Genomic DNA, 26991 nt, shown 5'->3' on the forward strand with positions numbered 1-26991 from the left:
AAACAATGAGTATAGCTCACATGGCCCTCGAGGAAAGACTGCAGCAAATATCCCTTAAAGTAATCGATCAGGTTAGGACTTTATATGAGATGATGAAGGCTAGCGACAACGTGACCCCCATGCAAGTGTACTCTAAAATAAACGGCCTTAAGAACAGCGTTGAAGCGGACAAGTTCATGCTGGGGGAATACATTATTAGAATAAGAGAAGGTATTCAAGATAAGGATCTATATATTGATATTCTCAATGACTTGGAAAAGATATCTCAAAATTTAGACGCGGCATCTTATAGGTTAAGTGTGCTAGTTTCCAGAGGGAGGCAAATTGAAGAACTGTTATACAAACTAATAATAATAATTGCGGAGAAGCTGCTAGCATCGCTGACCCATCTAGTTGAATCTCTAAGGTTACTCTCTGTTAATGCCCAAAAGTCTGTGGAAATAGCCAGAAACATCATGAAACTGGAGGAAGAGGTGGACGACCTTTACAGGAGTTTAGAACTTAAACTCTTTGAGAAAAATTACGATGACCTAATATACGTGATGCTAATGAAGGATATAGCCGACCGTCTGGAGGACAGCGAAGATATGGTTCGAGATTCGGCAACGTCAATAACTTACATTGCGTTTGGGAGGATCTAATGACTTATACAGGGGAACTCCTAGGGGATAGAATAGTAGTTTTTAACAAAGAAGAGGCTAAGGCCATATACAAAATGGGGTTTTATGGAAAACCTCTGGGAATATCTAAACCTAAGTCTGTTGAAGATGCCAATAGACCTCTGGAACTATCACTACTGGAAGGACTGTACCTGGTAAATACAGGGGTATTGGAGGTCAGGAATCGTGATGGAGTTGTGGACAGGGCTAAGCTAGAGTCCTACGCGGTAAACCTTATACCTAGATTTAAACCACTCTACTTTGTGTACGAAGACCTAAAGAAGAGAGAGTTTGTAGTGAGATCTGGAGTTAAGTATGGCGCTGATTATGCAATATATACGTTAGGCCCTGGAGTAGAACATGCACCTTTTGTAATTTCCGTTATAGACGCCACGGAAAAAATATCAGTGAATGAATTAATGAGTTACGGAAGAGTGTCACATAGCACTAGAAAAAGATTAGTTCTTGCAGTTGTAAACCTCAGAATGAGGGAAATCAAGTACATAATGTTTAAATGGGTGAAGATATGAAATTAAACATGTAAAGGTTTAATTGGGGGTCCAATAACTTTGAGAGATAATTTCGCCCAAAGAAATAATCCACCACGGGACCAAAAAAACAGATTAAATGACGGAGAGCCCAAACCTCTTCCCCTCGGGGATAAGTGTAATTACCTTTGTCCCTACTTCAGGTGCAATAAGAGGGCACTGATGATACAGACAAAATATGTCAAGGGAAACCCTCAGAAGATCGGGTTCTGTAGATGGGTAGGGGACACATGTATAACTGGGGAGTGCCAGTACGCTTACTGTGAAAAACGTGCCCTATTGCCTGGAAACAAGTGTGCGTTTTCCCTGAGTAGATCAAATGGAGGAGAGGATCTAGAGAAGGATCTCAAGCAGGACGAGCTCTACGAAGATGATAAGATAAAGGAGATTATCTCAAAGAAGTTCGGCAAAAGGGACTTGGATCTTATCTAGTCCATCTTTTATAGATATCGTGCTCTATTTCCAAGACATCGAGAGTTTTCCCAACTACAAATTTAACTACGTCCTCTATGCTTCTCGGCTTTATGTAAAAGCCTGGAGATGCTGGAAGGATTATTCCTCCAGCTTTCGACACTTCCAAGGCGTTTTTGAGTTCTATGGTGCCCAAAGGGGTCTCTCTTATCACCAATACTAACCTTTTTCTGACCCGTAGCATATTTATTGCAGTTCTAGAGATCAAATTGGACGAGATCCCGTGAGCTATTTGGGCTAAGGTCTTGATACTGCAGGGAATTATAGCCATGCCTGCTGTTTTAGTTATAGAACTTGAACTAGAAGGTGGAGCATCTATCTCGTTCTCTAAATAAACCTCAGAGGATAACTTCCTTAACTCTTCGAAAAGATCAAGCCCTTGTTCGGCCCTAGCTACCCTCTCTGCTCCTTTACTTATTATGACAATCGGAGTATAGCCGAGTGATCGCAAAATCTGAACCGAGTACAAACCGTATATGGTACCGCTAGCACCGGTAATGCCTATAATGATTTTCCCTTTACCTTGGTTTGCTCTTGCTTCCTTAGCCAGTCCTTCATCCATATGGAATAGCACCTGTTACTACAAAATGTCCATGGTCTATTATTACAACATGTTTTAATCACAATTGGCTTCGCTCTTATTATCCCTCCGCATACGTCACATCTTAGTGCTCTGGTGGTATCGTTTAACTCTAACGGCATGCATCTCTTTCTACTTCATCGTAATTAATAGTTTCTACCCTTTAATATATATAATCTAGCTTATAAGTTAGTTATGAGGAAAAGATAATATGAAAGTTAAACAGGTAGATGAAGTAAAGATAACAAAGTATATTCTTAAGGCTACTTTTCAAGACTGGATGAATTTCTCCGAAAATGATGTAGTAATAGTAGGAGCGGGACCTTCAGGTCTTGCAGCAGCTTATTACCTTGCAAAGGCCAAGCTGAAAACTACAGTTTTTGAAAGAAGGCTGAGCTTTGGTGGTGGGATTGGAGGTGGAGCAATGTTATTCCATAAAATAGTAATAGAATCGCCTGCTGATGAAATACTAAGGGAAATTGGAGTAAAATTAGAGAGTTATGAGGATGGGGTGTATATTGTTGATAGTGCTGAGTTTATGGCTAAGTTGGCTGCAGCTGCTATAGACGCAGGTGCAAAGATAGTTCACGGTGTAACAGTTGACGATGTCATTTTCAGAGAAAACCCTCTTAGAGTCACCGGAGTTGCGGTGGAGTGGACAGCTACCCAGATGGCAGGACTTCACGTAGATCCTTTGTTTATCTCGGCAAAGGCAGTAATAGACGCTACTGGACACGACGCTGAGGTAATCTCCGTAGCTTCTAGGAAAATACCCGAGCTAGGGATAGTTATACCGGGCGAGAAGTCTGCCTATAGTGAGGTTGCTGAACAGCTGACTGTAGAACAGTCAGGCGAGGTCGCACCTGGACTATTCGCAGCCGGAATGGCTGTAACAGAGGTTAAAGCTCTGCCAAGAATGGGCCCGATATTTGGTGCCATGCTACTTTCAGGAAAAAAGGTTGCCGATGACATCATAGAAAAAATAAGCTTGGCTACAAAATAGGAATCTAATTTGACATAACACGAGTATTTTTGATATCACAAAGTTATCCCAATAACCAAAAGCTGATCTCATTAAGAAAGCCACAACACTTAAATCTGCAAATTTTGATTGAGAAGAGATGTCTCAAGCTCAACAGATTAAGGTCTCAGAGAAGGCTGAAGCTTTACTAGACAACGTAGCTGAGAATAAAGTTATTGGGAGGAAAGAGGTAAAAATTAAGATATATCATATCGGGAGTGGAACTCCATCCAGAGTAGACGTAAAGAAGGCGATCTCTAATTTTCTTGGATCTAAGGAAGATCTGGTAGTTGTAAGGAAAATTTTCACAAGTTACGGGGCAGGAATTAGTGAGGCCGTTTTACACGTTTACAGCGATAAAGAGACGATGGAGAGATTTGAACCAATTCATTTAATTAAGAGGGGCACTAAAGCTGAGGGAGCAGGTGAAGCTAAGAATGGCTAAAGGAGAAGAGAAAGCTTCCGCGAGATTGTATTACGACACTAGCGGAGAGAAGATCAAACTCAAGAATAAAAAATGTCCAAGATGTGGCAGTGTAATGGCCCATCATATGAAGCCTAAGGAAAGATGGGCTTGTGGCAAATGCGGTTACACAGAATTTGTCGTGGGTAAAGCGAAGTCATGAAAGTCCTTGGAATAGAGTCCACTGCACATACCTTTGGAGTAGGAATTGTAGAAGATAAACCACCGTTTATTTTATCCAATGAAAGGGACACCTTTGTTCCAGAAACAGGAGGAATGAAACCCAGTGATGCTGCTAGACATCACGCAGTACTGGCTCATGAAGTTCTAACGAGGGCCTTAAATAAGGCAAATCTATCCATAGAGGACATTGATGCAATTGCTGTAGCCCTAGGTCCCGGAATGGGACCTACTCTTAGAGTAGGGGCAGTAATTGCGAGAGCTTTGACCCTCAAGTTTAAGAAAACCCTAGTACCAGTGAATCATGGAATTGCCCATATTGAAATAGGGTATCTCACTACGGGTTCCAAGGATCCACTTATTCTATATCTATCTGGAGGGAATACTATAATTACGACCTTTTACAAGGGAAAGTTCAGGGTTTTCGGAGAAACCTTAGACATTGCACTAGGTAACATGATGGATACCTTCGTAAGAGAGATGGGATTAGCCCCGCCTTATATAGAAAATGGAAAACATAAAATTGATATCTGTGCGGAGAGCGGCTCCAAAATAATTAATTTACCCTACATAGTAAAAGGGGAAGATATGTCCTACTCTGGTCTACTCACAGCAGCATTGAGACTGGCGGGGAAATATAGGTTGGAGGATCTCTGCTACAGTCTCCGAGAGATAGCCTTTGATATGCTACTTGAGGCTTCAGAGAGGGCGTTGGCTTTGACCGAAAAGAAAGAGATCATGATAGTTGGTGGAGTAGCAGCTAGTGGTAGTTTGAGAGCCAAGTTGGAAGAATTAACTAAGGACTGGAATATCGAGCTAAAGATAGTCCCTCCATCCCTAGCTGGAGATAACGGTGCAATGATAGCGTACGCAGGCATGCTTGGTGTCAAACATGGGGTAAGTATAGAAGTAAGCGAGTCGAAAATAAGACCAAGATGGAGGGTGGACGAGGTAGAAATACCTTGGAGAAATTGACTTTGCTGAAAAGGGGCTCCGAGTCACTGATTTACCGTGGAATGTTCTTGGGGATAGAATCTATTTTTAAGATCAGAGTAAATAAAAAATATAGAAATGTAGAACTTGATAAAAAAATTAACTCTGAAAGGACTATTAACGAAGCTAAACTTATGTACTCAGCTCTCAGCGTGGGCGTGAACACTCCGGCTATTCTTTATGTGGATCCGGACAACTTCGAAATCATAATGGAGTTCTTGAGAGGCCCTACTATGAAGGAGGTACTAAGGCAGTACGAAGACCTGACTATATTTAGAAACGTGGGCTCTATGGTAGGGACGATGCATAATCATGGAATTGTTCACGGCGACTTAACCACAAATAACATGATACTTCACAATAATCAAGTGTTCTTAATCGACTTCGGGCTAGCTAAAAGGTCGACAGAAATTGAAGATCTAGGAACTGACGTTCATGTTTTTTTAAGATCCATAGAAAGCATCCATCCCGAACTAAGAGATAAGATTTTCTCGTATTTTATGGAAGGTTACCATAATATAACTGGCCTGGGTGAAGAGATAGAGGAAAAGGTAAATGAAATAAGAATGAGAGGTAGGTACGTTGATGAAAGAAGAAATAAAAATCGTAACTAGTAATAATTATAAGTATCAAGAATTTTTGGACTTAGCCAACAATAGAATTAAGTTAAGCCGTGTAGATGCTCCAAAGTTAGAGATCCAGGCAGATAGTATTGAGGAGATAGTACGATATTCAGCAGTAACATTCTACTCGTTGTTTAGGTCCCCGTTAATAGTTGAGGACAGTGGTCTATTTATAGAAGAGTTAAGGGGGTTTCCTGGGCCTTATACTAACTACGTTAAGAGAACTTTAGATTGTATGGGGATATTGAAACTAATGGAAAATGTTGAGAACAGGAATGCGACCTTCAAATCTGTGATAGCTTACGTAGATCACGATAGATTAGCCTTATTTGAGGGAGAAACGGAGGGGACTATCGCATTGAAGATGAGTGGGCAGGAGGGGTTCGGTTTCGATCCGATATTTATTCCTAAGGGGAGAAATGAAACATTCTCCGAAATGGTTTTACATGAGAAGAATCTTATTTCACATAGGGGCCAGGCTTTTAGGAAATTCTTGAAATACTATGAAGAGATCAATAATTATTTATAAATTAATGTCTCCCTTATGCTTTCCTCATTGAGATCCTTATAATTAGTGTTATAATAATTTTCTAAGAACTCTAAATCACTCTCATCTAAAGTTAAATCTGAGGCTTTCGAGAACTCTTCTAGCTCCTTAAGGTTAGTGATGTTTGGTATGACTGAGGATACGGTTCTGTGTGAAAGGATGAAGGCTATTGCCAGATCTCTGAGTTTCATTCCTCTTTTCTCAGCGTATTTTTTCAGCTCTATACTTCTTTCAACTGCTCTTGAAATCCAGTCCATGCTCTTAAAGTGTCTGTGAAGCTTCGGGTCTTCCTTTAAGGGCCACTTCAAGTCATTTAAAACGTCTGACGCGTGCGGTACTCTAACTACGTGACCTACGTTAAATTGAAGAAACTTCCTAGCTGGGTACTGCTCAATTAAATTGAATATATGCTCTAGACCCTCGTAACCCATTTCAATGGCTTTCAGGCCTTCCTCCTCCCATCCCAGAGTAGGGCCTAATGCAACTCCTACAGACCTGGCTAATCCGTCTGATTTCAGCGACCTCATAAAATCCAACAGCTCCTTGTTGGAAATATCCTTGAGTTTTGGGTTATGCAGCATTAACACGTCAACGTAGTCTGTTGACAGTCTCTTCAGGGATTCGTTAACTGCAAATCTTAGGTATTCTAGGTCATATCTTTGCTTTGGCTTGAATTTATTTGTATAGAAGTCATATCCTATCTTAGTCAGAATGACAACCTTGTCCCTGTTGGAGCCCAAGGACTTCCCAAGTATTTCCTCAGCCTTTCCGTTTCCATACATGTCCGCCGTATCAAAGAAGTTTACACCAATTTCCATTGACTTCTTTATAATTTCTTGAGCTTTATCCGGTTCCCCCCACCAGTCAGTAACTAGACTCCACATTCCTACACCTAAAGCTGAGACAGCTATTTTAGTATCACCGAAATTCCTCTGTATCATGTCATACCATCTTCTACATATTTAGGATTTTTTATATTTAAAGACCTTCACTGAAATCATGCAAGTGAGGATGTTGGAAAAAGAGTTTGATGGTATTCTATCCTCTCTTAAATCCCTGGTTTATGAGTACAACTCGAAAATAAAACAGTATAATGTGTATTTGAAACCATTTCATGTGGTTTATAAGAATGGGAAAAAATACATATATATTGGGAAATATTGGTATAAATTAGAGAAATTTAATGGAAAACTGAAGTGGATCTATCTGGGTAAGACTAAACCTATGGAGCAACTTCCCGATCCTCCACAATTACCCGAGATCACGATAGTGAAAGACGAAACTAGCTACACTTTCGATGATTCTCTTCTAAACCAGTTGGATAGATATAGAGGGTTTTAGGGACTCTGGAGGGACTTTAAGTTTTATTCCGTTTAGCACAGTAACAACGTCTTCCGTGTCTAGCTTGATCAGCTCAGATGCTCCCATAGCTACGATTGGGTTGAATGGGGATCCCATAAATACGCCCAGTGCGCCTGATCTAGCGCTTTTCCTTGCCAAGTTATAGAATGAAGTCAAAGCAGTATACATGTCCGCTAAATCTAAGCTCTTAGCGTAGTATAGCCTCCTCATTACGTTTAAGGCCTCCGATGGTGTTTTAGAAGTCGCTAAATCTCTGATATCGTCGTCTGCCAAGCGGCACCTAACACCCTCCACTATTTTTTGTCTCACCGCTAAACTGGCACTATAGTAGTCCTTATAGGTACACATTATGTTGTTGGCAGAGACTTTCCAATCGCCCTTGAGTCCCTCAACTATTGTCGAAATGTAATGAATGAAGAAGTATTCCAACAGTGAGTTTAGTTGAGAGAGATCCTTAGGACTTTTTGAGAGCGCAAAGGAAATGGCATTCCCGTGTATGGTCCCCTGCAAGATAGAGGCCAGTTCCTCAAGAGAAGCTGGAGTTTGGTCTACCTTGTTTTTAAGGTAGATTAACCTATTAAGGTTAATACTGACTTTGTTCCATATGCAAGATGTTAAATATGTAAACTCATCAAGCGTTACCCTGTAGATATAACCTGCAACGATATCCCTGGCCAGCTTTAGTGAATTACTTAGACCATAAAGTTCTTGTAATTGTCTTATGGCTCTTGTCTTTATGAGTGTTTCGGCCTTGTCTAAGGAATTAGGAGCCTCGTCAATAACGCCTTTCTCCTTTAGGATATCCAAAACCTCTTTCCAGTCCTTTGAGGAAAGTAATTCATTGAAAAAACCTTTAGTCAGTGTAAATGATTTGAAATATCTAGATACTGAAGAGATGTAGGCTGCTGTAGAGCTCACTTATATGCACCTTCCAAGACCTTAAGAACTTCCTCCACAGCGTTATCCACATTCTTCTCAGCTCTCTGTCTGAGCTGTTTGAGAAGAGACTCCCTCTCCTCGTTAAACTTCTTCCGCATCTCATTTATGGTATTAGCCTTCTCGCTTTCAATGGACTTCTCCACTTCTTCAAGCATAGCCCTAGCTACTTGGTCAAATTGACCTGAGAGAGCCTCAGCCCTATTAATTAGATATTTTGCGTTATCTGAGGTATCGTGCTTAATCCTCTTCACATTCTCCTCAAACTCTACTATCGCTCTCGTCAGCACGCTCAGTTTCGTCTCGCTCATTTTAATCGCTTATGTTATTTCAGAACTCCCTTTTATTGATTTTCTACCCGTAATTATGTACCCCGTATGTGCCACACCTATACTTCTAGGCCTGGTAGCATTCTCCTTAACCTGATACTCCCTCAATATGAGCTCTACAACCTCCACGTTAGCGTATCCAATCTCTTTCATTGAGAAGTATGTCTTCTCTATCTGATTAGTGGTTGGAACAAAGACTACCAATACTCCAGACGGTTTCAGAGCCTTATACGCGTTATTTACAGCCAGCCAAGGGTCTGGCATATCCAAGAAAACAGCGTTAACATCTCTTTCCTCTATTTTTTCCCTTACATCGCCGATCTTGAACTCGACCCTATCCGAATATCCAAGGAAATTAACGTTCTTCCTGGCTTTTTCCTGCATATCTTCTCTCACATCGTATGTGATTACCCTACCCCTGTCACCCAAAAAATGGGCTAAGGATATTGTCAAAAAGCCGGACCCTGTTCCAGCTTCTACCACTATATCGCCTGGCGAGATCCCCGACTTAAATATCATATACCCAATATCCTTGGGATAAAGAACTTGAGAGGGTCTATGAAGACCAGCATATATGTAGTCTAAACTAGGTCTCATTACGAAAGCCAGTCCCTTGCTAATTTTTACGACATCTCCGTACTCCTTTCCAATAAGGTCCCCCAAATTAATGAAGCCTTTATCTGTCTCTAGTTTCTTTCCGCCCTCTACCCTAGCTAAATACACTCTTCTAGGATCAATCCAAATTACGACCAGATCTCCTTCCCTTAAAGCCACGGTTCCCTAGATGGGTATTCCATAAAAAATCTTCTCTTCTCAGAATTGGTGTCTCTATTCATCTATTCATTAATACCAGCCTTCATCACTGATCCTTAATCCAAAGCTCCTTTCTAATAAAGTCTCCTATTGCAGCTCTTATGACTTCGCTTCTAGTTTCATATCTCCCTGTATTAACTAGTTCGTCCATCGCTTCTAGAAATTGCTCAGGTAACTTTACAGTTATTATTTTCATTTTACCCTCAATATGTCTCATAACCTCGCCTTATCTTTTAAGGATTTGTGCTTCTAGATGCCTGTTCCCAAAGATAGTTGAAATAAACTTGGGCTATATCTACAAGATACCTATGATTTGAAATAATGCTTGATACAGATTGTGCGGATCTAATTATTAGCATAACGGATGAGGAGGTTACTACTCCACTGCCAAACATACTATCTAAGACCCTCAGCTCGAAGGATACCTTATCGGGTACTTTAATCCCTCTTTGCACTATGACCTTCACCTCTGAATTATATGCCTTAGAGTTCACCAACTGATAGATTTCCTCGTCTAAAAGTTCAGGAATTGTTATGGCTAAAAGATACTTCTTACTTGGTTCATTCAAGACCTCTACCAATGTTCTCCTTAAGTTATTGGGCGGAACCACCATGACCGTATACGCAGATGTGGAGTCTATCATTGATGAAAGAGGTTCAATGAACTCTTTCTCGAACTGTGTAACTCTTATCTCTAATAATTTTTTAATATTAGACCACAGATCCCTAAGGGAGACTGCCTCATAAGTCGCTGGTCGTTTTCCAATTTTCCTAATCCATCCCCTCTCCTCAAGCCTGTTTAAAATAGTGTAAATCTTTGTGTACGATATGTTGAGCTTGCTAGATAATTCCCTTGCGTTACTTTGACCTTCTATTAAAAGGGTTGAGTATATCTTTAACTCAGTTTTGGAAATCCCCAATATGGAGGCAAATCTACTCACCTTAGCTAAGATATCGTCGATGAAGTCCTGCTCCATTAAACATTATTACCTCCCACATCTATAAATGAATAGAAGGTGATACTGTTGGGAGGAGCCTCAAAGAAACCTATTAGTAACGTCGAGAAAAGGATGAAAAAGGAAGCTGAAGCTTCGCAACAGAAGAAAGAGAAGAAAAAGGTATCTAAAACAGGGAATGAAGTAATCTCTAAAAATATAACCATAAGCGACGAAATGGTCAAGAGGATCCAGGACGAGATAAAGAAGGAGAAAATAATAACGCCGTATAACCTCGCAACGAAGGCAAACATAACCATAAGCGTAGCAAAGAGAATCTTAAAGGACCTCAATGAACAAGGAGTTATCAAAGAAGCTTTCAGAAATAGAAGGACAGCAGTTTACATTGCCTCTTAATCCTCTTGAATGTGGGAATTATTTACCGTTTTTATTCTTTTTACACTTTTGCAGAGACCGAAAATTATTGATTCCAGATCTCCGGCTTTTGACATTAAATTTTCATGCTGCGTCGTTATCATAGAACTCTCTACTAGGACAATGCTATCTTCGTCATTTGCTTCCTTGTATATCAGCGAATCTGGAGTAGTTATAAAGGTAGGAGAGTAACCCACTATGTCCCCTTCCTCGCTCTCTATAATTTCCCCGTTTACCAGGTAGGACATGTTGTTTTCCACAGTCCTTGCTATGGCCAGATGTTTTATTGAGTCTTGTCTCTTGTTGTAAGCCTTCATAGTTCCAATAACGGCTTGAGAACCGGCAAAATAGAGAAGCCTGTTAATTTCGGGTGACATGAGATCGTCCTCTGCAATTAAGCCGTATTTCTTATCCAAAACCACATGCATGGGTTCCTTTCCGTTGGAAATGCCCAATCTTATGTCTTTCTCTGACGACGCCACTTTCCTGTATTTCCCTATGATTTCACCGTCTGGTGATATAACCAACGTGGTTAGAAATACCTTTGGACCGGCCTGCTCAAGTAAAGGACCAGCTATAACATGAATCTGCCCCTCTATAGCCAACTTTATTACAATTTCTGAAGTGTTTCCAGGGATTTTCTCCGCTAGGTTCTTAACCATGCTTTTGATTTTTTTCTCGTTATCATATATCTCAAAACCATTACCCACAGGAAACAGAGACGGCAAAACTACTAACTTGGCTCCTCTTTCCTTGGCGGTTTTGATCAACTTCTTCGCCTTTTCTATGTTATGCTTTTTAGCCATCTCCTTGAGCTTCAGGTAGGTAAGCGAAATCAACATTATTATTTCACCTTATGTCTTGTATCTCGGTATATAATTGCTTTAATACTTGCCTATAATCCTCCTTTCCTTCCTCTATCAAGTCCATCCTTTCCAAAAGTGATCTTGTCCTCTCTTCGGAAACGAAATTAGAGTACTTAGTTTCTAAGAAGTCATACACGTACTGACCCAATTTGGATGGCAACAATTTCTTCGCCTTCATTGTCTCAAAGACGTATCCTCTCCTCAATAGTGTCGAGATAATGAACGCATATGTGCTAGGACGACCGATTTTCCTTTTTTTCATCTCTGAGACTAGTTCACCTTCGGTGTATAAAGAGTAGTCGCTTTTCTGAAAAGAACGAGTCAATTGTACTTCAATTTTAGCAGGTAGTTCGCCTTTAATAAGCTTGGTTACGGAATCGCTCATATTTCTGAAGGGTATGTAAAGATTTTCAACTGACAAAGCAATTCCTAAAGGTAATGAAACCTTGATTACGTACTCTATGGGATTATCTTCCACCTCCAGTTCTTCATTTCCCTTCTTAGCACTCAGTTTTACAACTTCCTTTTCTACTGTTAACGGAACCAGTTGGCTGGACAAGAATCTTCTGAATATCATATCGTAAAGCCTATAATGATTGAAGGTTAATTGTTTGGCTGGTTCTAACTCTCCCTGCTCAATAAGAGCTCTTAACTGCTCCACATTAATGGGTCTTGTAGGCCTTATGGCCTCATGGGCTCCTCCCTCCCCCCAACTTCTAGGAACGAAGACTTCCTTATATCTGTCTCCCAAAAGATCCTTAAGAAAAGTTTCAGCTATACTGATCCCAGTGTTGGAGATTCTAATACTATCTGTTCTATGATACGTTATTAAACCATTTTCGAACAACTCTTGCGCTATTCTCATCGCCTCAGGAGCGGATATTGAGAAAAATGCGGATGCGTCAGCCAGGTAGGTATCTGTTGTGTAGGCCGGGAATGGTCCTACTGTTTCAGTTTTCTTGTCTATTTTTTCTATAATTATATCTAGAAACGAATTTTTCCTGATACCTTTCTGTTTAGGAATCAGTATCGACATATTTCCTATTCTAGCAATATAAACTTTTCTTTTTGTGGACATATAATTTTTGTATCGATCTATTACCCAACCTAGTACAGGAGTTTGAACTCTCCCTGCACTTAAATTTCTATTCCCCTCCCTACAGGAGTCATTTTTCAATATATTCATACAGTACTCTGCCCAAAACTCTTCCTTGAGCTTGCTAGATAACTTAAATCCTATCCACCTGTCCTCAATTCTCCTGACTAACTGAGAACTTAGCATACTTACAGAAAGCCTCCTTGGGTTGTTCAACGCTTCAGTTATGGCTCTCCTTGTGACCTCATGGAACTCTGCCCTAAAGATATTGGGATTATATGGTCTAAGGTTAAGATAGAGATCCCACGCTATCTTCTCCCCCTCAACATCCGGATCCGTACCGATGAGGACCTCGTCTGCTTCTAACACTAACTTCCTAAGAGCCTCCATAACTGACCTTTTATCCCTGACCTGCTGTGAGGAACATATTGGGCAGCTCTTTCCGTTCTCGTAGTCGGTGAACTGATGACCGTTCTCACATCGTTTAATTGTATTATAAAGTGGTACAGTTTTAATATCTCCATTAGTTACTACCTTTACACCATATACTCCCACATCCTTAGTAGTAAGATCATACACGTGACCTCCGCTAGCTGTAATCATCAATATTCTATCTCCTATTACAGTTTCATACACCCTTACATCTCCTATTTCCCTAATGCTTGGGCGGGAGAAGAAGTTGGAAATAGTCTTAGCCTTGTTAGGTGACTCCACTACAAGAAGCACCGTCTTGATCCTTTGAAGAGGCATCGATATGGATCCTAAACTTTTCCTTTTGATTATCTCCATTCTCTCAGAATCTATCACCTTAATAATATCCTGCAGATCGGTATCCCCTACCTTACCTGTGGATATGTCTAATCGACTCCAATTCATGTCCTCCAGAATGAAGGAGAGCTTCTTTTTGAGTAGATTGAAAAGTATACTGTCATCTACTAAAAGTACGGAAAGACCAGTGGTGAGACGGCCACCGTAAAGCCTTGATGTCCTCCCACTAGCTTGAATGTAAGTTAAGTAATCAGGAATTGAGATATACCCGTCAGAAACAGAAACGTCTCCAAACTTGGACAGACTTTCCATTATTTTCCTATCGTTCAGGTAAGAATTTACTATCTGATATGCCTTGATTATAGCTTGATCTTCTATAGACCCCTCCTTAACAGATTTGGCCAACATTACTAGGGCTGCAGGAGAAATTCTCCTTAACCTATGACGAACTACTCTCAAGGTTCTGTTAATCTCCGGATCGTTGAGAGACAGAGACAATAGGGTAAGGATCTTCAGCATTGCCAGAGGGTGCATAGCCTCTCCCAGTTTGAACCTAAACCTTGGAATCCCAGCGAAGATAGCGTATCTAACTCTCCATGGTATATCCAATCCCCTAACCAAGAGACCGTAATGGGTGGCTACACCCACTAGAACATCAATGGAACCATTTTCAAACTCTTGCACCTTTTTAGATGTGTTTGAGGCTATTACCTCGCTCCTTAACCAATCCAACTTATCTGCAATTTCTCGGGCAAATTTGAGACCTTTGTCAATTGGTACAAAAACTAATCCACCCGGTCCCAATTTCCTTATAACGTTTACCGTATCGCCTACTATGTCTTGGCTCTCCAGAAACGTATCGACTACGTTTCGTAGGTAGATATTAGCCCCGCCTGGCTTAAAGCCCATAAGCATGGAGAATACAGGATTACTTCTAGTCACCGTAGCTGATGAGAACACTGCTACCCTATTGAGGACAAACCTCTCTCTAATTTTGCGTATCTCATCAAATGACCTACCGTCTTCCCTAGCAGTCTTGAGCAGTTCCCTTACCTTCATCACATTATCATCTGTGAAGCCCATTAATTTCAGAATAGTTAACGAGCTTCTACTCGATTTCAAAACTGCGTCTACGTCATCTACAAAAATGTATCTGTAATTTATTTTATTTATTTCGTTTAAATGAGTAATAACATATCTAGAAGTGGAAACAAAAATATCAAAGTCACCATCGGACATGGACTTGTTTAACTCGTCCTTTTTCGACGACGAGATTCCACTTGTGTAGTATAGGAGCTTAGGAGCTAACTCTATTTTTTTGCTTATTTCTTGAATTTTCCCGACTACTTGATTCACAAGGGTCTTGGTAGGAAATATCATTAGGGACTTCTCGTTGTTAGTAGAGTAATAGAGTGACATTAGTATCCCAAAGGTAGTTTTCCCTAGACCCGGTGGAGCCACTATGGCGAAACTCTCTCCTCTCAAAGCTCTCAAGATCCAAGATCTTTGAGGTCCCATGGGTTCAGAGCCCACTCCTCTTCTGAAAAAGTCGAAAACCCTAGACTGCTCCTTTAGGATTGAGTTCTCTTTTTCCAATAATTTCAAAGAGCCTGAACTCTCCAGAAATTTCAGAAGATCTACCAAATTCCTTGGCTCAATTTCCTCTTTAACACATTTGTCGCATACCAAACCCTTTGCTAATCTAGACGAGGAAATATCAGAGCTACAGTTAGGACATGAATGCATGTACACTAAGTCCGGGATAGAATCGTAAATATCCATTATCTTACCCATCTCAAAAAGACTTATTTTAATGTTTTATAGTAGTAGACATATGTCTTCTACGCTAAGACTTAGAGTATTGGAAGCTAGACAGAAGGACGTTGGTAGAAAAATTGCTAGGATGACAGAAAACACTATGAGAAAAATAGGAATTGAAACCGGAGATTATATCGAGCTTACCGGTCCAAACGGTACAGCACTTCTTCAGGCAATGCCTGCGTACGACCTAAGTGATGGCGAGATCAGAGTCGACGGTTACGTAAGGAAAACCATTGGCGTCTCCATAGGGGATGAAGTGAGCGTAAAGAGAGCCAAGGTGGACCCTGGAACGAAGATAACTTTAGCCCCGACACAACCTATTCGGTTTGACCAAAGTTTTGTAGATTATGTTAAGGATTACTTAATGTACAAACCTCTGATAAAGGGAGAAACCATCTCCATCCCCATATATACTGGAACCATAGACCTTGTAGTCTCTAATACTCAACCCGCAAATTACGTGTTCGTTACATCAAACACTGAAATTAATATCAAGGAGGAACCGGTTAGAGAAGCGCAGGTTTACCCTAGAGTAACCTGGGAAGATATTGGCGATTTGGAGGAGGTCAAGGAGAAGCTAAGGGAAATGATTGAGCTTCCTATGAAACATCCGGAGCTATTCCAGCACTTAGGAATTGAGCCACCAAAGGGAGTGCTACTCTACGGACCACCAGGTGTTGGTAAAACCTTGCTGGCCAGAGCACTAGCAAATGAAATTGGAGCGTATTTTGTTAGTATAAATGGACCTGAAATAATGAGCAAATTCTATGGAGAAAGTGAACAAAGACTAAGGGAAATATTTGATGATGCCGATAAGAACGCACCATCGATAGTTTTCATAGATGAGATAGACGCCATTGCCCCTAAGAGAGAGGAGGTTACGGGTGAAGTTGAGAAAAGAGTAGTCTCTCAGCTTCTCACCCTAATGGATGGTATCAAAGGAAGAGGAAGAATTGTAGTTATTGGTGCTACAAACAGACCTGACGCAGTTGATCAGGCACTAAGAAGACCGGGTAGATTTGATAGGGAAATTGAAATTAGACCGCCAGACACTAAGGCAAGAAAGGAGATTCTACAGGTCCATACCAGAAACATGCCCATAGCAGAAGACGTTAACCTAGACCTAATAGCCGAGATGACAAATGGATATACAGGTGCAGACATAGCCGCTTTAGCTAAAGAGGCGGCTATGCATGCGCTTCGTAGATTTATAAATACAGGAGAGAGGAAGAAGCTTTTGGAACAAGAGAGGCTCTCTCCAGAGGTTTTAAAGGAATTGAAGGTTACTATGGACGACTTTATGAATGCAATGAAATTCGTGCAACCTACACTGCTTAGAGAAGTATATGTGGAAGTTCCTAGGGTAAGGTGGAGCGAAATAGGAGGGTTAGAAGGAGTAAAGCAACAACTTAGGGAGGCTGTAGAGTGGCCAATGAGATTTCCAGATGTTTTCTCGAAATCGGGTATCAGACCGCCAAAGGGAGTACTCCTGTTCGGCCCCCCTGGGACAGGCAAGACAATGCTAGCTAAGGCTGTAGCTACAGAAAGCGGTGCTAACTTCATTGCCGTGAGAGGACCAGAAGTCCTATCCAAGTGGGTTGGAGAAAGCGAGAAAGCCATAAGAGAAATATTCAAGAGGGCTAGGCAGACTGCCCCAACTGTAGTGTTCTTCGATGAGATCGACTCAATTGCCCCAATGAGAGGAGTGACCACAGATAGCGGAGTCACAGAAAGGATGGTAAATCAGCTTCTATCAGAGATGGATGGTATAGTACCTCTAAGTAAGGTTGTAGTCATTGCAGCTACCAATAGACCCGATATCTTGGACCCTGCACTATTGAGGCCTGGGAGATTCGACAGGCTCATATATGTTCCTCCTCCCGATAAACAGGCTAGATTGGACATCTTAAAGGTACACGTCAAGACCGTACCTTTAGGATCCGACGTTAATCTGGAGTCTTTAGCGGAGAAAACTGAAGGGTACACTGGTGCTGACCTGGAGGCCCTAGTGAGGGAAGCCACAATGATATCTCTTAGGGAGATATATTCCAAGTGCGATAGCCTAGCTAAGCAGAACTGTAAGGAAAATAAGGATGGGTTTACTGAGTGCTATAACAGAGCAGTTAAATCTTGTATAGAATCAGAGCCACCTAAGGTTACATCTAAACATTTCGAAGACGCTATGAAAGTAGTGACTCCGAGCCTTACCAAAGCAACTATTGATAGATACGAAAGGATGGCAAAGGAACTTAAAAGAAGCGCCTTGGGCTGAGCTTAAATGAAACGTTTCAAGATATTGCTAATTGTTGGGGATGGATTAGGGGATAGGCAAGTTACCCAACTAAAAGGAAAAACTCCCCTGGAGGCCGCCGACAAGCCTAACATAAAATCGATACTCAATTCATCAATCATGGGGTTAATGGATCCTATAGGTCCCGGTATTGTACCTGGCAGCGATACCTCTCACCTGGCTATTTTCGGACTAGATCCATATAAATACTATAAGGGAAGAGGGAGCTTTGAGGCACTCGGTGCTGGTGCAACCCTCAACGAGGGAGACGTAGCGTTTAGAGGAAACTTTGCAACAGTTGACTCTGAAATGAGGATTATAGACAGAAGAGCTGGAAGGAAGATAGATGAAGCAGCAGATCTAGTACGTGAGCTTAACGATAAAATAAATGAGATAGAAGGAGTGAAGGTGAGATTTTACAAAGGAACCGAACATAGAGTATCTGTAGTTCTTTCAGGCGATGCCATGAGCGATAAAGTTTCAGATACTGACCCACATGAAGTGGGGTCAAGAGTCTTACAGAGTAGACCCATTGATTCATCTCCAGGTTCAGAGAAGACCGCGAAGATAGTCAACGCTCTTACACAGAGAATATACCAGGTTTTGTCTGAGTCTCCAATTAATAATAAGCGAAAGGCAGAAGGTTTACCCCCTGCTAATATAATTCTCTTAAGAGGGGCATCGATCCATTCCGAGTTACCCAAATTGAAAGATTATACCGGACTAAAGGGAGCTGCAGTGTCGGCTACGGCCCTAATAAAGGGAGTATCTAAATCGTTGGGCATGGAAGTAATAACTCCCCCAGGTGCCACAGGAGGCATTGATACAGATTACATGGCAAAGGCGGATGCAGCTATTAAGCTCCTAGAATCGGACTATGACTTAGTGTTCCTTCACGTTAAGGCTACAGATGCAGCTTCGCATGATGGTCTAGTTAGCGAGAAGGTCAGGGCGATAGAAATGATAGATAGGGTTATTGGAAAGATCTTTGATATCTACGGTACTGATCTAGTCCTGCTGTTTACTGGGGATCATGCAACTCCTGTAGAATTAAAAGAACATTCTGGGGATCCAGTTCCAATCCTTCTCTACGCTCCAGTCAACATTATACCAGATGAACTCGGTGGTTTCGATGAGAGACAAGCCAGACATGGAAGTCTAAAAATCATCGGATTAAATATAATAAACCTCTTGCTCAACTACTCAAACAGAGCATCAAAATACGGAGCTTAAGTTTGATGAGGCTCGAAAGGTCGGACTGATGAAGAACTCGCGCAGGTCTGATTAACATGTTTCGACAATAAACTTAGACAAGATGTCCAATACTCTCCACCTAGACCCTTCCCAGTTCTCGAGGCACACTGCTCCCGCATTTGGCTGGCCGTACACAATAACGTCCCCGTCCTTTCCGAAGAGGATAACTGGAATTACTAGCATGTCTTCTTCTCCATTTACAAAAACTGAGATCGATTTTTCTCCTTCCAGAATCTCTTTAACCTTAGACATAACACTATACCTGAGAACTCCTGGTTCATTATTTATCACCAGTTCTGTCTTATTTGTCCCCATGTTAACTGTTCTTCTCGTTTTACCGTCAATGATAGCCAAGAAAGGAACTATGCCTAAATCTAGAAGACGAGATGTAACTACATCCCCCACGGATATAATTCTATTGAATGATTTAACGTAAGAAGCTAATTTGTTATCGTTTTGGAACAGTATCCCATAGGGTCTGGACAACTCTTTTCTTACTTGAGGGGACGGCTTGAGACAGAGATCTACTTTATATTTATCGCGTATCTCCAAGGCTTTGAAGCACCCAAAGCTTCAACAAGTTCGGATTTATCACTTAATAGTATTATCATCCCCTCCCATTCATCACTGAACAGATTTCCCCCGCAAACTGGGCACCTAGTAATTTCCTTTGTAACTAGCGCCTTACAAGCTCTACATGCCTTAAGAGTTCTAGAGGACATCTTGTCACCCTCTCCTTTCTATCTTGCCTAAGCCAGGTTGTCTCATGGTTAAGCCGATCCTAGGAAGTCTTCCTCCTGTGGCATAAGAAATGGTCATTATTCTAGCTCTGACAATATCGCCCTTTTGAAATGATTTCTTTGACTTCTCCCCGACTAGAATACCCCTTACTGAATCATATTTATAATTATCATCACCTATTTGAGATATGTGGACCAGCCCATCCATAGGGCCCATATTGACATAGATTCCATAGTTGTCCACTTGAGTTATATCCCCTTCTATAACTTCTTGAATTATGGGGGAGAAAGTGATTAGGTCGAACTCCACTTCATGATAAGTTGCCCCGTCTCCAAATACAATCATGCCCTCCTCGCTCACCTTTGCGTTTATAACACCAAGAACAAGGCCTAAATCCTTAAATAGCCTCTCCTTGTATTCATTGTTAAGTATTTCAATAGCAATCTTATCTAGAGGCTCCCCGAAGAATTCTGGTGGTACCCTAACAATCCCTCTAGCCTTTATGAGCTTGAACATAAAGAATCGTGGCTCTATTGTGTAAAAAGATTTTATAATTTTACCGATTTCCTCCAAAGCCCAAACTGCTTTATCTCTTCAATGCCTAGCACTGAGGCATATAGATTGACCTAGTCTATTTAAGGAATCTGGTATAAAAACTTCGTTTCGTAATCAGGTTGAAGTTCACAGAATTTGCAGATTTTGAGCCCTCAGCTGTTGAAATTCGACATTCAGGATTTCTTTCCTTTGCGGCTTAGGATAACGTAACTCATTCACGTGTGATATGTAACTTTCCATGCTTGCCTAGAAAAATAACTCTTACATGACTTTTTGTTGCCCTCTGCCTCAACAATTCATCGTTCGTGAACAGAAAGAGGTTGTACTCCTTTGCAGTCTTTAATAGAGCATCGTCAGTAGGTAGCTCTGAGAAGGAATCAATGACAATCCACCAGGCTTTATATGTATCTAAATACTTTCTTGCTAAGGATATTCTAGATTGCATTTTAGTAGAATTCTTATATTTATTTTCTAAGATCTCTAGTTCTTGTAGCACAAGTCTATGAATGTAAAAATTGGGCTTATAGTCAAAAAAATCAATCACATTGTTGAAGGGATCAGCCTTATCATACACGTAGATTAATACGTTAGTATCCACAAGAACGCCTAAAGTACCACCTGACCCCATCCTACTAATCTCCATCTCCCGCCGACCTGTCTGCTTATAACTAATCTAGCTTTCTTATCCCATATTGCTAATGGTCTCTTAAGTTCCATCTCTATCTCGTCCGATTTAGCCCTTGTTACAACACCAAGACTAGTCGCGGAGCCCATGGTTATCAAAAGAGTTTCCTTAGGTTTTATGGGATCCACTTTCGTCATCTCCTTACTACCGACTACCCTTTCCAGCAAGTTATAGGTTGTGGTTATCTTCCAGAGTACTGGTACGTCAACGTTGGCTGCAGTAACTACACTTCCTATGAGGCTGTCTGCCTTAGTGATTGATGGGTCTAAGTACGTACCCATAGCCACGAGACCTCCGGGCCTGGCCTCATTAAACTCATTGTCTCCAAATCTTAGAGAAGATATCCTCGTAAATAGAGGTTTGTAGGAAACTTTACCTTTCTCTTCCATCCTTATTCCGGGGACTATCTTTATCTCTTGCCCTATCTTAAACTCGCCTTGGACTATACTGCCTCCCACCACTCCTCCCTTTAGCTCGTTATATGGGGTACCAGGCCTATTCACATCAAAGCTTCTAATGACCAACATGTAAGGATCTAGAGTTGGATCCCTCTTTGGAGTCGGTATTTCTCTTTCTATTGCATCTATAAGCGCGTCAATATTCACCTTATGAAGAGCGCTGACTGGAATAATCTCGGCGTCCTTAGCCCATGTATCTTTGAGAAATTCCTTTATGCTTCTATACTGAGCTAAAGCTACGCTTCTATCCACTACATCCACCTTATTCTGAACGATAACCAACTTGTCAATACCGGAAATTCCTAGAGCGACGAAATGTTCCCTTGTCTGAGGTTGTGGAAATGGCTCGTTAGCTGCTACTACTAAAATAGCTCCATCCAGTATTGCTGTTCCTGACAACATGGTCGCCATTAACACTTCATGCCCTGGAGCATCGACGAATGATATCCTCCTTAGAAACTCAGGTTCCTCATCACTACCGCATGTATTACACGAGGGTTCGTTCACGTAACCCTCTGGTTTTCTGCAGGATTTGCAAAGACCGAAACTAGCTTCTGCATACCCAAGCCTAATTGTCATACCCCTTTTTAGTTCTTCTGAATGTTTCGACGTCCATACTCCTGTTAGAGCTTGAACTAGGGTAGTTTTCCCGTGATCTACATGCCCAACTACTCCAATGTTAACCTCAGGCTGTACGGTTGGCCAGGGCAAAAAATCACCTTACAATCACGCAGTTGATCTGGATAATCTCTGGACTAACGATGTTACCCCTCACGACCTTCCTGGCCCTTTCGCCTTTCTCTTCTGGAACATAACCCGGGGGTCCGACCAAAAGCAATCTTTTCTTAGCTGCACCCTGAACGTCAGGCCTCATGGGAAAACCAGTATTGTCAGAACCGCCCCTAATTAGAAGTTTTAACGTAATATTAGAGAACGACAATGTGATGTTATCTCCTATTTTAAGCCCAACAGCACTGAGCTTGCTCTGATCTACGTTTAGCTGAAAAGATTTCGTCCTATATGCAGACGCCTCGAACTCTTCGGCCCCGAACTTCTCCGCTAAGCCCTTGCTAGCGTGGATTTCACCCAAAGGCACATCTGCAGATTCCTTCGCAACAAAATGAACTTTCAATTTTATCTTCTTATCGCCCTCCTGTTTCTCCTTTTCTACAGTAATGAACTCCCCAGCCCCAAGGCTCTCTTTAGTCTTTGGGTTGACTAAACAAATGGGTAACGCTTTACCTTCCTTCTCTCCTTCCTCTTGCTGGACTGTTTCTACTAATTTGACCTTCACCTTGACTACATTTGTCGTCTTCGTTGCAGGATCCGATACAACGATTTTGAAGTCAGCCAATCCTCTTCCCCTTTTCACAATGCTATACTGACACTAGTATATAAACTCAGGGTTAATACCATTAATATGAAAGTTGGAATACTACTTGTCCTACATGGGAGCAGGGTAAATGAGTGGAAAGAGGTAGCTGTAAAGTATAAAGAGCTACTTAACTCATATTTCGAATTGGTAGAATATGGTTTCATAGAATTCAATCAGCCGACGTTAAGAGAAGCGACAGAAAATCTAGTATCAGCAGGGGCCTCGCATATAGTAGCAGTTCCTCTTCTCTTCGCAGCTGGAGCTCACTTTTACAGGGACATTCCTAGACTAATAGGGGTAAATGAAAATGGAGAGGTTGTAATAAATGAGAAAAAAGTTAGCATCTCGATTGCTAGGCCCATAGGTGTAGATAAAAGGGTTGCAGAGATACTAAAGGAGAGGGTAGAACAAATAATTGAAGGCCCTAGGCAGATTTGACGGTTTATGCGAACCTAAAAATCCAGGTGGGATAGCAACTTACGGATTCGTAATTTACCTGGACAATGAGGTCATTGAAGGTTTTGGGCTTGCTGAAGAACCTTGGAGTGAGAACTCCACGAATAATGTTGCCGAATATGTCGCAATAATTTGTCTCCTACGAAAATTACTATCCATTGGAGTTGATGAAGTTATAGTAGAAGGGGACAGTCAACTGGTTATTAAACAGTTGACAGGAGAGTATAGTGTAAAATCGGAGAGAGTTAAACCTTTATATAGTATTGCTCTTAGCTTGATAAAGAAATTCAAAAAGATAGAACTACGCTGGATTCCTCGGGATAAAAACAAGGACGCTGATAGGCTCTCCAGGATAGCATATGAGATGGTAAAAAAGGGGGAAATCAAGAAAGTCGGATGTCGTGACACTCTGTAACAAACACACAAAAATAAACAATTTACGAAATAATTTACAAAATAAAATAAGAACTATTTTTATAATAAGATACTAAAAATATTTTAATCGGCTAGGTACTAGCGCTTACTAAAAGTTCCGCCTTTGCTGGATCATACGCCCAGTTTTCGGGCAATATATTGGCTTTCTTATAATAGTATGCTAACCTTCTTATCTTCGATTCTATCTCCTCTAACCCCTTCTTTGCAGTTTTGTCAGCGGGATATTCATTTAAGTGCCTCCTTACGTTAACAGCTCTTCTAATTAGATTAAACAGATCTTCAGGAATTTCTGGCGTCAATCCCTTTTCCCTTAGATACTGGTTCACCTTCTTCCCTACTATCTGCTTGGCTAACGGAACTCCGTATTGGTCCCTTAACACAATACCAATCATAGATGGGGTGTAACCCTTCTTAGCTAATTCCATTATTAGCATTTCAACCTCTTCTCTAGAGAATCTAACCCACTTCGGTGACCCTGCCCTCGCAGGTCTAGTGGAATGAGAAGCGCCGTTGGCTCGTCTTTTATTCAAAGTATCACCCTAAACTTCCTCATTTAGATAGTGCTCCTGTCTTTTTAAGTTCTTCCCTTACCATCTCTACGCCCTTGACCATTGAAACCATCTTAGAAAACGCTATGCTCCTTGGCAATAGCTTCAAACCACAATCTGGGTTTATCCATATCTTCTCCATTGGGAAGTATTCCATTAGTCTCTTAATGTCCTTGTAAACCTCTTCTTCCGTCTCAACGTTTCTATTGTGAACGTCTATAACGCCTGCTCCAATCTCTTTTTCATAGCCAATCTCTTTAAAGAGTTTTAAGGGTTTATAATTATAAATTTTCAATGCAAAATTTATTTGGTCAACCTTGAACTCATTCAGATATGGTGCTATAATTTTGTAATCTCCATAGCATATGTGTATCATAAGCTTGGCGTTTATTCCCTTTACTGACTCGTTTACTGCCTCAACAGCCCACTCCACTTCCTCTGGCGTAGAGTGAATTGCGGGTTCGTCCACTTGTATTATTTGCGCCCCAGCACTTACCAAATTTCTTATCTCAGAATTTATGGCCTTGGCCAAATCAAAAACCATTTCCTTTCTGTCCCTATAGTATTCGTTATACGACCAATAGGCCATGGTATAAGGTCCCGTAATGGTCACCTTAAAGTATGGAGTGTAAGATATGTTCTTTGTGAACTGGACCTCATCGACAAGCATAGGTTGCCCATATTCCACCTTAGACACAATAGACGGTTTCCTGTAGTAAGCAGTTCCCCAAACCCTTACAGGCCCATAAAACTTGAAACCCTTCATCCTCTCTGCAAAGAACTCAACCATCTCGTCCCTTCTAACTTCCCCGTCTGTAGGAACGTCTATACCTGCTATCTGATGATCTCTCATGACTGCTACTGCAGCGTCATTAAAGGCTTCCTGAAGCTCATCTTTCGCAATTCTTCCATTTTTATGTAGTGAGATTGCCTCCCTGAGCCACTTTGGTCTTGGATAGCTTCCTATTACAGTGGTTGGAAGAGCGGGTAAATTCATTTATTTTCACCTACCTTCTTTAATAGTTTCAGCTTCCTTACAGCTATAATCTCAGGTATAAAGTCCATTGGTGCAGCATTTCCTATATATACTTCTTTGGCTCCTTTCTGGTATCCTTTTCCTACAATTCGTCTTATCGTACTTACTTTTTCCAATTTAGTGTTCCTTGTGTTTAATACTCCAAAGAAAACATTTTTGCCTTCTATTCTTCTGTAAACTTGCGCAATACTACCAAGGTTTTCTATTACATCAAACCCGTAAATGTCAACAGGCAGCCCCAGGAAAAGATTCAATCTAGAGCTGATTATGTTAAAGTACGAGATTAGGTGTCTCTCCATATTGACCCCAGCTAACATCTCAGCATAAGCATCTGTGAGCCTAGATAGGATAGCTCCCTTAATCCCTTTCTCGAAAAAGGACGGTTCGTGTATTTCCACAGCTTTCACTAAGTCTCCTAACGATCTGAGAACTGAGTTGGTCTCCTTTGAATAGGCAAAGATAAGGTCTTCCTCCGTCTTATAGTACCTATTATCTGAAAGTCTGGCATAAGTCAGAGGACCTACTATGGGTATTTTTAGAACCCCCTCATAACCAGACTTTTTAACTAATTCCAAATCGTTTTCTACAATTTTCTTAAATTCTTCTGAAGAACCCTTAATTTCCTCTTTTATTACAGGTTTCCTATAGTAAAAATTATTGTCAAAGAATCTCATTAATTCGCCTTTACTAGGACCTTTAATGTAGGAAAAGGTAATGTCCATAATGTCATCCCATCTTAGAAGACCGTCTGTTGTATAATGGGCTCCAATATCCTTAGCGAGATTCAGAAAGCTAATTGTCCTTTTTGATATTTCCGAATCTAGAGTGGTCTTATCTATTTTCCCACTTCTATATCTAGAAAAAACCTTCCCTAGAGATATGGAACGTGGATAGCTACCTACAATGCTTATCTTAAACTTGATCACCCCATTTGAGGAGCTAAGAGATACATTACACTACCACCGCTTTCCATATTAAATTCTAACTGTAGAGGTTTCTGCTCAGAGTAGAGCACATCAATAAATCCAGACAGCCTGGTCAGGATTAAAACGTCATTAAGATACTCCGCAGAGTAACTGGAGGTTGAGGGCTTTTTCACTTCAATCTCCTGAAGACCCCCCATTTCTTTTGAGAATTCCACCTCTAAATCAACATTTCCCTTGGATCTCAACTTGAGACCTTCGTCCGAACCTTCCATTTCAACGGAGTCACTAACTGATGATATTTCGGAGATTGCCTTTTTAAACCCATTAGAAACAACCTTTGCCTTGACGTCAAAATTCAAAGATAGTTGAGGGATCTCCTGCAAAGGAACTTCAATGTTTCGGATAACAAACTCTCTGCGAGGCTCTCCAAGCATTCTTATGGTAATCTCAGACATATCTGAAGACTCGAGTTCCAGCTTTTCTTTCCTCTTAGCGCTTCCCATCACTTTTGTCATGTACTGCGTGTTGAAGCCGAACTTATACTCCTCTGGTACATCGTACTCTTCAAAGGCTTCCTTTGGAAAGTGTAACTTGATTAGAGATATATGAGCTCTATCCACAGCTACTAGGCTTAATCCATCAGTTGAGAAATTAAAAGTAACTTCGTCTATGAGTTTTGATATAGCGTCAATCACAACCTTAAAATCCATAGCGTTAACATAGGTCACTCTCATTATACCAGCCTCCCATATCGAGTTGAATATTATAAGGATTGTACTATTAAGC

Annotated in this window: 34 protein-coding genes; 15 read left to right on the forward strand and 19 right to left on the reverse strand. The window is 41.0% G+C overall.

Going from position 1 to position 26991, the window contains the following annotated elements; translation table 11 throughout:
• The first annotated feature begins 5 nt into the window (after nucleotides 1-5).
• From GWK48_RS04740 to GWK48_RS04750, 3 genes are read left to right on the forward strand one after another with little or no spacing between them, the layout of a single operon-like run.
• Complete coding sequence (locus GWK48_RS04740) at nucleotides 6-641, forward strand: DUF47 family protein (protein WP_174630090.1); 636 nt, start codon at nucleotides 6-8, stop codon at nucleotides 639-641.
• Nucleotides 641-1189: a tRNA-intron lyase gene (endA, locus tag GWK48_RS04745; RefSeq protein ID WP_174630092.1), complete on the forward strand. Its 549-nt coding sequence runs from the start codon at nucleotides 641-643 to the stop codon at nucleotides 1187-1189. Before GWK48_RS04740 ends, endA begins: the two co-directional genes overlap by 1 nt.
• A gap of 39 nt (nucleotides 1190-1228) precedes the next feature.
• Nucleotides 1229-1639: a hypothetical protein gene (locus tag GWK48_RS04750; RefSeq protein ID WP_174630094.1), complete on the forward strand. Its 411-nt coding sequence runs from the start codon at nucleotides 1229-1231 to the stop codon at nucleotides 1637-1639.
• Here the strand turns inward: GWK48_RS04750 and GWK48_RS04755 are convergent.
• Nucleotides 1632-2240 carry a UbiX family flavin prenyltransferase gene (locus GWK48_RS04755; protein ID WP_174630096.1) on the reverse strand — a complete coding sequence of 203 codons (609 nt, stop codon included), beginning with the start codon at nucleotides 2238-2240 and terminating at the stop codon, nucleotides 1632-1634. The two genes, GWK48_RS04750 and GWK48_RS04755, sit on opposite strands and share 8 nt — an antisense overlap.
• 229 nt (nucleotides 2241-2469) lie before the next feature.
• Here GWK48_RS04755 and GWK48_RS04760 point away from each other — a divergent pair, with 229 nt between their 5' ends.
• The 6 genes from GWK48_RS04760 (at nucleotide 2470) to GWK48_RS04785 (ending at nucleotide 6067) form a co-directional block, all read left to right on the forward strand.
• Complete coding sequence (locus tag GWK48_RS04760) at nucleotides 2470-3261, forward strand: sulfide-dependent adenosine diphosphate thiazole synthase (protein ID WP_174630097.1); 792 nt, start codon at nucleotides 2470-2472, stop codon at nucleotides 3259-3261.
• A gap of 118 nt (nucleotides 3262-3379) precedes the next feature.
• Entirely contained in the window at nucleotides 3380-3724 is a 345-nt protein-coding gene (locus GWK48_RS04765; RefSeq protein WP_174630099.1) for a 30S ribosomal protein S24e, read from the forward strand.
• Nucleotides 3717-3905: a 30S ribosomal protein S27ae gene (locus GWK48_RS04770; RefSeq protein ID WP_174630101.1), complete on the forward strand. Its 189-nt coding sequence runs from the start codon at nucleotides 3717-3719 to the stop codon at nucleotides 3903-3905. The genes GWK48_RS04765 and GWK48_RS04770 overlap by 8 nt, the downstream gene beginning before the upstream one ends.
• Nucleotides 3902-4897, forward strand: a complete 996-nt coding sequence (gene kae1, locus GWK48_RS04775) for a KEOPS complex N(6)-L-threonylcarbamoyladenine synthase Kae1 (RefSeq protein ID WP_174630103.1) — start codon at nucleotides 3902-3904, stop codon at nucleotides 4895-4897. The genes GWK48_RS04770 and kae1 overlap by 4 nt, the downstream gene beginning before the upstream one ends.
• Nucleotides 4858-5529 (forward strand): Kae1-associated kinase Bud32, encoded by a 672-nt coding sequence (locus tag GWK48_RS04780; protein WP_174630104.1) that lies wholly within the window; start codon nucleotides 4858-4860, stop codon nucleotides 5527-5529. The genes kae1 and GWK48_RS04780 overlap by 40 nt, the downstream gene beginning before the upstream one ends.
• Nucleotides 5501-6067, forward strand: coding sequence for an XTP/dITP diphosphatase (locus tag GWK48_RS04785; RefSeq protein ID WP_174630106.1), 567 nt, complete (start codon nucleotides 5501-5503; stop codon nucleotides 6065-6067). Before GWK48_RS04780 ends, GWK48_RS04785 begins: the two co-directional genes overlap by 29 nt.
• Here GWK48_RS04785 and GWK48_RS04790 read toward each other — a convergent pair.
• Nucleotides 6058-7026: an aldo/keto reductase gene (locus GWK48_RS04790; RefSeq protein WP_174630108.1), complete on the reverse strand. Its 969-nt coding sequence runs from the start codon at nucleotides 7024-7026 to the stop codon at nucleotides 6058-6060. The two genes, GWK48_RS04785 and GWK48_RS04790, sit on opposite strands and share 10 nt — an antisense overlap.
• 58 nt (nucleotides 7027-7084) lie before the next feature.
• Here GWK48_RS04790 and ubp point away from each other — a divergent pair, with 58 nt between their 5' ends.
• Complete coding sequence (gene ubp, locus GWK48_RS04795; RefSeq protein WP_174630110.1) at nucleotides 7085-7426, forward strand: UBP family nucleoid-associated protein; 342 nt, start codon at nucleotides 7085-7087, stop codon at nucleotides 7424-7426.
• On the opposite strand, the gene GWK48_RS04800 is transcribed toward ubp, so the two are convergent.
• The 5 genes from GWK48_RS04800 to GWK48_RS04820 form a co-directional block, all read right to left on the reverse strand.
• The gene (locus GWK48_RS04800) at nucleotides 7394-8365 is read right to left on the reverse strand and encodes a V0D/AC39 family V-type ATPase subunit (protein WP_174630112.1); all 972 of its coding nucleotides are present in this window, start codon (nucleotides 8363-8365) and stop codon (nucleotides 7394-7396) included. The genes ubp and GWK48_RS04800 overlap by 33 nt on opposite strands.
• The gene (locus GWK48_RS04805; RefSeq protein ID WP_174630114.1) at nucleotides 8362-8694 is read right to left on the reverse strand and encodes a hypothetical protein; all 333 of its coding nucleotides are present in this window, start codon (nucleotides 8692-8694) and stop codon (nucleotides 8362-8364) included. Before GWK48_RS04805 ends, GWK48_RS04800 begins: the two co-directional genes overlap by 4 nt.
• Nucleotides 8695-8703: 9 nt before the next feature.
• A complete protein-coding gene (locus GWK48_RS04810) occupies nucleotides 8704-9486 on the reverse strand; it encodes a tRNA (adenine-N1)-methyltransferase (RefSeq protein ID WP_174630116.1) in 783 nt (260 codons plus the stop codon).
• Between the two features lie 85 nt (nucleotides 9487-9571).
• The gene (locus GWK48_RS04815) at nucleotides 9572-9721 is read right to left on the reverse strand and encodes a ribbon-helix-helix domain-containing protein (protein ID WP_054836081.1); all 150 of its coding nucleotides are present in this window, start codon (nucleotides 9719-9721) and stop codon (nucleotides 9572-9574) included.
• Nucleotides 9722-9758: 37 nt separating this feature from the next.
• On the reverse strand, nucleotides 9759-10502 hold the full coding sequence (locus GWK48_RS04820) for a TrmB family transcriptional regulator (protein ID WP_174630118.1): 744 nt from the start codon (nucleotides 10500-10502) through the stop codon (nucleotides 9759-9761).
• Between the two features lie 48 nt (nucleotides 10503-10550).
• On the opposite strand from GWK48_RS04820, the gene GWK48_RS04825 reads away from it, so the two are divergent.
• Entirely contained in the window at nucleotides 10551-10877 is a 327-nt protein-coding gene (locus tag GWK48_RS04825) for a 30S ribosomal protein S25e (protein ID WP_174632547.1), read from the forward strand.
• On the opposite strand, the gene GWK48_RS04830 is transcribed toward GWK48_RS04825, so the two are convergent.
• Both GWK48_RS04830 and rgy read right to left on the reverse strand, forming a co-directional pair.
• Nucleotides 10874-11737 (reverse strand): carbon-nitrogen hydrolase family protein, encoded by an 864-nt coding sequence (locus GWK48_RS04830; RefSeq protein ID WP_174630120.1) that lies wholly within the window; start codon nucleotides 11735-11737, stop codon nucleotides 10874-10876. The two genes, GWK48_RS04825 and GWK48_RS04830, sit on opposite strands and share 4 nt — an antisense overlap.
• A 7-nt stretch (nucleotides 11738-11744) precedes the next feature.
• The gene (rgy, locus tag GWK48_RS04835; protein ID WP_174630122.1) at nucleotides 11745-15407 is read right to left on the reverse strand and encodes a reverse gyrase; all 3663 of its coding nucleotides are present in this window, start codon (nucleotides 15405-15407) and stop codon (nucleotides 11745-11747) included.
• Nucleotides 15408-15459: 52 nt separating this feature from the next.
• Between rgy and GWK48_RS04840 the strand changes: the two genes are divergently transcribed.
• Nucleotides 15460-17718 (forward strand): CDC48 family AAA ATPase, encoded by a 2259-nt coding sequence (locus tag GWK48_RS04840; protein WP_174630124.1) that lies wholly within the window; start codon nucleotides 15460-15462, stop codon nucleotides 17716-17718.
• 6 nt (nucleotides 17719-17724) lie between these two features.
• On the forward strand, nucleotides 17725-18969 hold the full coding sequence (locus tag GWK48_RS04845) for a 2,3-bisphosphoglycerate-independent phosphoglycerate mutase (protein ID WP_174630126.1): 1245 nt from the start codon (nucleotides 17725-17727) through the stop codon (nucleotides 18967-18969).
• Nucleotides 18970-19020: 51 nt separating this feature from the next.
• On the opposite strand, the gene GWK48_RS04850 is transcribed toward GWK48_RS04845, so the two are convergent.
• The 6 genes from GWK48_RS04850 to GWK48_RS04875 all read right to left on the reverse strand — a co-directional run bounded on the left by GWK48_RS04850 (nucleotide 19021) and on the right by GWK48_RS04875 (nucleotide 22783).
• Nucleotides 19021-19542 carry a GTP-dependent dephospho-CoA kinase family protein gene (locus tag GWK48_RS04850; RefSeq protein ID WP_174630128.1) on the reverse strand — a complete coding sequence of 174 codons (522 nt, stop codon included), beginning with the start codon at nucleotides 19540-19542 and terminating at the stop codon, nucleotides 19021-19023.
• Entirely contained in the window at nucleotides 19515-19712 is a 198-nt protein-coding gene (spt4, locus tag GWK48_RS04855; RefSeq protein ID WP_174630130.1) for a transcription elongation factor subunit Spt4, read from the reverse strand. The genes GWK48_RS04850 and spt4 overlap by 28 nt, the downstream gene beginning before the upstream one ends.
• 4 nt (nucleotides 19713-19716) lie before the next feature.
• Entirely contained in the window at nucleotides 19717-20247 is a 531-nt protein-coding gene (locus GWK48_RS04860; protein ID WP_174630132.1) for a DNA-directed RNA polymerase, read from the reverse strand.
• Nucleotides 20248-20497: 250 nt separating this feature from the next.
• Nucleotides 20498-20929 (reverse strand): type II toxin-antitoxin system VapC family toxin, encoded by a 432-nt coding sequence (locus GWK48_RS04865; protein WP_174630142.1) that lies wholly within the window; start codon nucleotides 20927-20929, stop codon nucleotides 20498-20500.
• On the reverse strand, nucleotides 20893-22140 hold the full coding sequence (locus tag GWK48_RS04870) for a translation initiation factor IF-2 subunit gamma (protein WP_174630144.1): 1248 nt from the start codon (nucleotides 22138-22140) through the stop codon (nucleotides 20893-20895). The genes GWK48_RS04865 and GWK48_RS04870 overlap by 37 nt, the downstream gene beginning before the upstream one ends.
• Nucleotides 22141-22144: 4 nt before the next feature.
• Nucleotides 22145-22783: a S6e family ribosomal protein gene (locus tag GWK48_RS04875; protein WP_174632549.1), complete on the reverse strand. Its 639-nt coding sequence runs from the start codon at nucleotides 22781-22783 to the stop codon at nucleotides 22145-22147.
• Between the two features lie 66 nt (nucleotides 22784-22849).
• Here GWK48_RS04875 and GWK48_RS04880 point away from each other — a divergent pair, with 66 nt between their 5' ends.
• Nucleotides 22850-23242, forward strand: a complete 393-nt coding sequence (locus GWK48_RS04880) for a CbiX/SirB N-terminal domain-containing protein (RefSeq protein ID WP_174630146.1) — start codon at nucleotides 22850-22852, stop codon at nucleotides 23240-23242.
• The gene (gene rnhA, locus GWK48_RS04885) at nucleotides 23220-23675 is read left to right on the forward strand and encodes a ribonuclease HI (protein ID WP_174630148.1); all 456 of its coding nucleotides are present in this window, start codon (nucleotides 23220-23222) and stop codon (nucleotides 23673-23675) included. The genes GWK48_RS04880 and rnhA overlap by 23 nt, the downstream gene beginning before the upstream one ends.
• 91 nt (nucleotides 23676-23766) lie before the next feature.
• Here the strand turns inward: rnhA and GWK48_RS04890 are convergent, their stop codons facing one another.
• The 4 genes from GWK48_RS04890 to pcn are packed head-to-tail and all read right to left on the reverse strand — an operon-like array spanning nucleotide 23767 to nucleotide 26939.
• On the reverse strand, nucleotides 23767-24225 hold the full coding sequence (locus GWK48_RS04890; RefSeq protein WP_174630150.1) for a 30S ribosomal protein S15: 459 nt from the start codon (nucleotides 24223-24225) through the stop codon (nucleotides 23767-23769).
• Nucleotides 24226-24244: 19 nt separating this feature from the next.
• Entirely contained in the window at nucleotides 24245-25240 is a 996-nt protein-coding gene (locus tag GWK48_RS04895; protein ID WP_174630152.1) for a methionine synthase, read from the reverse strand.
• Entirely contained in the window at nucleotides 25237-26205 is a 969-nt protein-coding gene (locus tag GWK48_RS04900; RefSeq protein ID WP_174630154.1) for a uroporphyrinogen decarboxylase/cobalamine-independent methonine synthase family protein, read from the reverse strand. The genes GWK48_RS04895 and GWK48_RS04900 overlap by 4 nt, the downstream gene beginning before the upstream one ends.
• Nucleotides 26202-26939 (reverse strand): proliferating cell nuclear antigen (pcna), encoded by a 738-nt coding sequence (gene pcn, locus GWK48_RS04905; protein WP_174630156.1) that lies wholly within the window; start codon nucleotides 26937-26939, stop codon nucleotides 26202-26204. The genes GWK48_RS04900 and pcn overlap by 4 nt, the downstream gene beginning before the upstream one ends.
• Between the last annotated feature and the right edge of the window lie 52 nt (nucleotides 26940-26991).

The organism is Metallosphaera tengchongensis, from assembly GCF_013343295.1.
GTDB classification, from domain to species: domain Archaea; phylum Thermoproteota; class Thermoprotei_A; order Sulfolobales; family Sulfolobaceae; genus Metallosphaera; species Metallosphaera tengchongensis.

What these genes read in the sequence shown, in the direction of transcription:
- GWK48_RS04760 (WP_174630097.1), top strand. Translation starts at nt 2,470, where the DNA reads ATGAAAGTTAAACAGGTAGATGAAGTAAAGATAACAAAGTATATTCTT.
- GWK48_RS04770 (WP_174630101.1), top strand. Translation starts at nt 3,717, where the DNA reads ATGGCTAAAGGAGAAGAGAAAGCTTCCGCGAGATTGTATTACGACACT.
- ubp (WP_174630110.1), top strand. Translation starts at nt 7,085, where the DNA reads ATGCAAGTGAGGATGTTGGAAAAAGAGTTTGATGGTATTCTATCCTCT.
- GWK48_RS04880 (WP_174630146.1), top strand. Translation starts at nt 22,850, where the DNA reads ATGAAAGTTGGAATACTACTTGTCCTACATGGGAGCAGGGTAAATGAG.
- endA (WP_174630092.1), top strand. Translation starts at nt 641, where the DNA reads ATGACTTATACAGGGGAACTCCTAGGGGATAGAATAGTAGTTTTTAAC.
- GWK48_RS04740 (WP_174630090.1), top strand. Translation starts at nt 6, where the DNA reads ATGAGTATAGCTCACATGGCCCTCGAGGAAAGACTGCAGCAAATATCC.
- GWK48_RS04895 (WP_174630152.1), bottom strand. Translation starts at nt 25,240, where the DNA reads ATGAATTTACCCGCTCTTCCAACCACTGTAATAGGAAGCTATCCAAGA.
- GWK48_RS04820 (WP_174630118.1), bottom strand. Translation starts at nt 10,502, where the DNA reads ATGGAGCAGGACTTCATCGACGATATCTTAGCTAAGGTGAGTAGATTT.
- GWK48_RS04765 (WP_174630099.1), top strand. Translation starts at nt 3,380, where the DNA reads ATGTCTCAAGCTCAACAGATTAAGGTCTCAGAGAAGGCTGAAGCTTTA.
- spt4 (WP_174630130.1), bottom strand. Translation starts at nt 19,712, where the DNA reads ATGTCCTCTAGAACTCTTAAGGCATGTAGAGCTTGTAAGGCGCTAGTT.
- GWK48_RS04755 (WP_174630096.1), bottom strand. Translation starts at nt 2,240, where the DNA reads ATGGATGAAGGACTGGCTAAGGAAGCAAGAGCAAACCAAGGTAAAGGG.
- GWK48_RS04860 (WP_174630132.1), bottom strand. Translation starts at nt 20,247, where the DNA reads ATGTTCAAGCTCATAAAGGCTAGAGGGATTGTTAGGGTACCACCAGAA.
- GWK48_RS04805 (WP_174630114.1), bottom strand. Translation starts at nt 8,694, where the DNA reads ATGAGCGAGACGAAACTGAGCGTGCTGACGAGAGCGATAGTAGAGTTT.
- GWK48_RS04815 (WP_054836081.1), bottom strand. Translation starts at nt 9,721, where the DNA reads ATGAAAATAATAACTGTAAAGTTACCTGAGCAATTTCTAGAAGCGATG.
- GWK48_RS04865 (WP_174630142.1), bottom strand. Translation starts at nt 20,929, where the DNA reads ATGGAGATTAGTAGGATGGGGTCAGGTGGTACTTTAGGCGTTCTTGTG.
- pcn (WP_174630156.1), bottom strand. Translation starts at nt 26,939, where the DNA reads ATGAGAGTGACCTATGTTAACGCTATGGATTTTAAGGTTGTGATTGAC.
- GWK48_RS04830 (WP_174630120.1), bottom strand. Translation starts at nt 11,737, where the DNA reads ATGTTGATTTCGCTTACCTACCTGAAGCTCAAGGAGATGGCTAAAAAG.
- kae1 (WP_174630103.1), top strand. Translation starts at nt 3,902, where the DNA reads ATGAAAGTCCTTGGAATAGAGTCCACTGCACATACCTTTGGAGTAGGA.
- GWK48_RS04845 (WP_174630126.1), top strand. Translation starts at nt 17,725, where the DNA reads ATGAAACGTTTCAAGATATTGCTAATTGTTGGGGATGGATTAGGGGAT.
- GWK48_RS04790 (WP_174630108.1), bottom strand. Translation starts at nt 7,026, where the DNA reads ATGATACAGAGGAATTTCGGTGATACTAAAATAGCTGTCTCAGCTTTA.
- GWK48_RS04840 (WP_174630124.1), top strand. Translation starts at nt 15,460, where the DNA reads ATGTCTTCTACGCTAAGACTTAGAGTATTGGAAGCTAGACAGAAGGAC.
- GWK48_RS04780 (WP_174630104.1), top strand. Translation starts at nt 4,858, where the DNA reads ATGGAGGGTGGACGAGGTAGAAATACCTTGGAGAAATTGACTTTGCTG.
- GWK48_RS04785 (WP_174630106.1), top strand. Translation starts at nt 5,501, where the DNA reads ATGAAAGAAGAAATAAAAATCGTAACTAGTAATAATTATAAGTATCAA.
- rgy (WP_174630122.1), bottom strand. Translation starts at nt 15,407, where the DNA reads ATGGATATTTACGATTCTATCCCGGACTTAGTGTACATGCATTCATGT.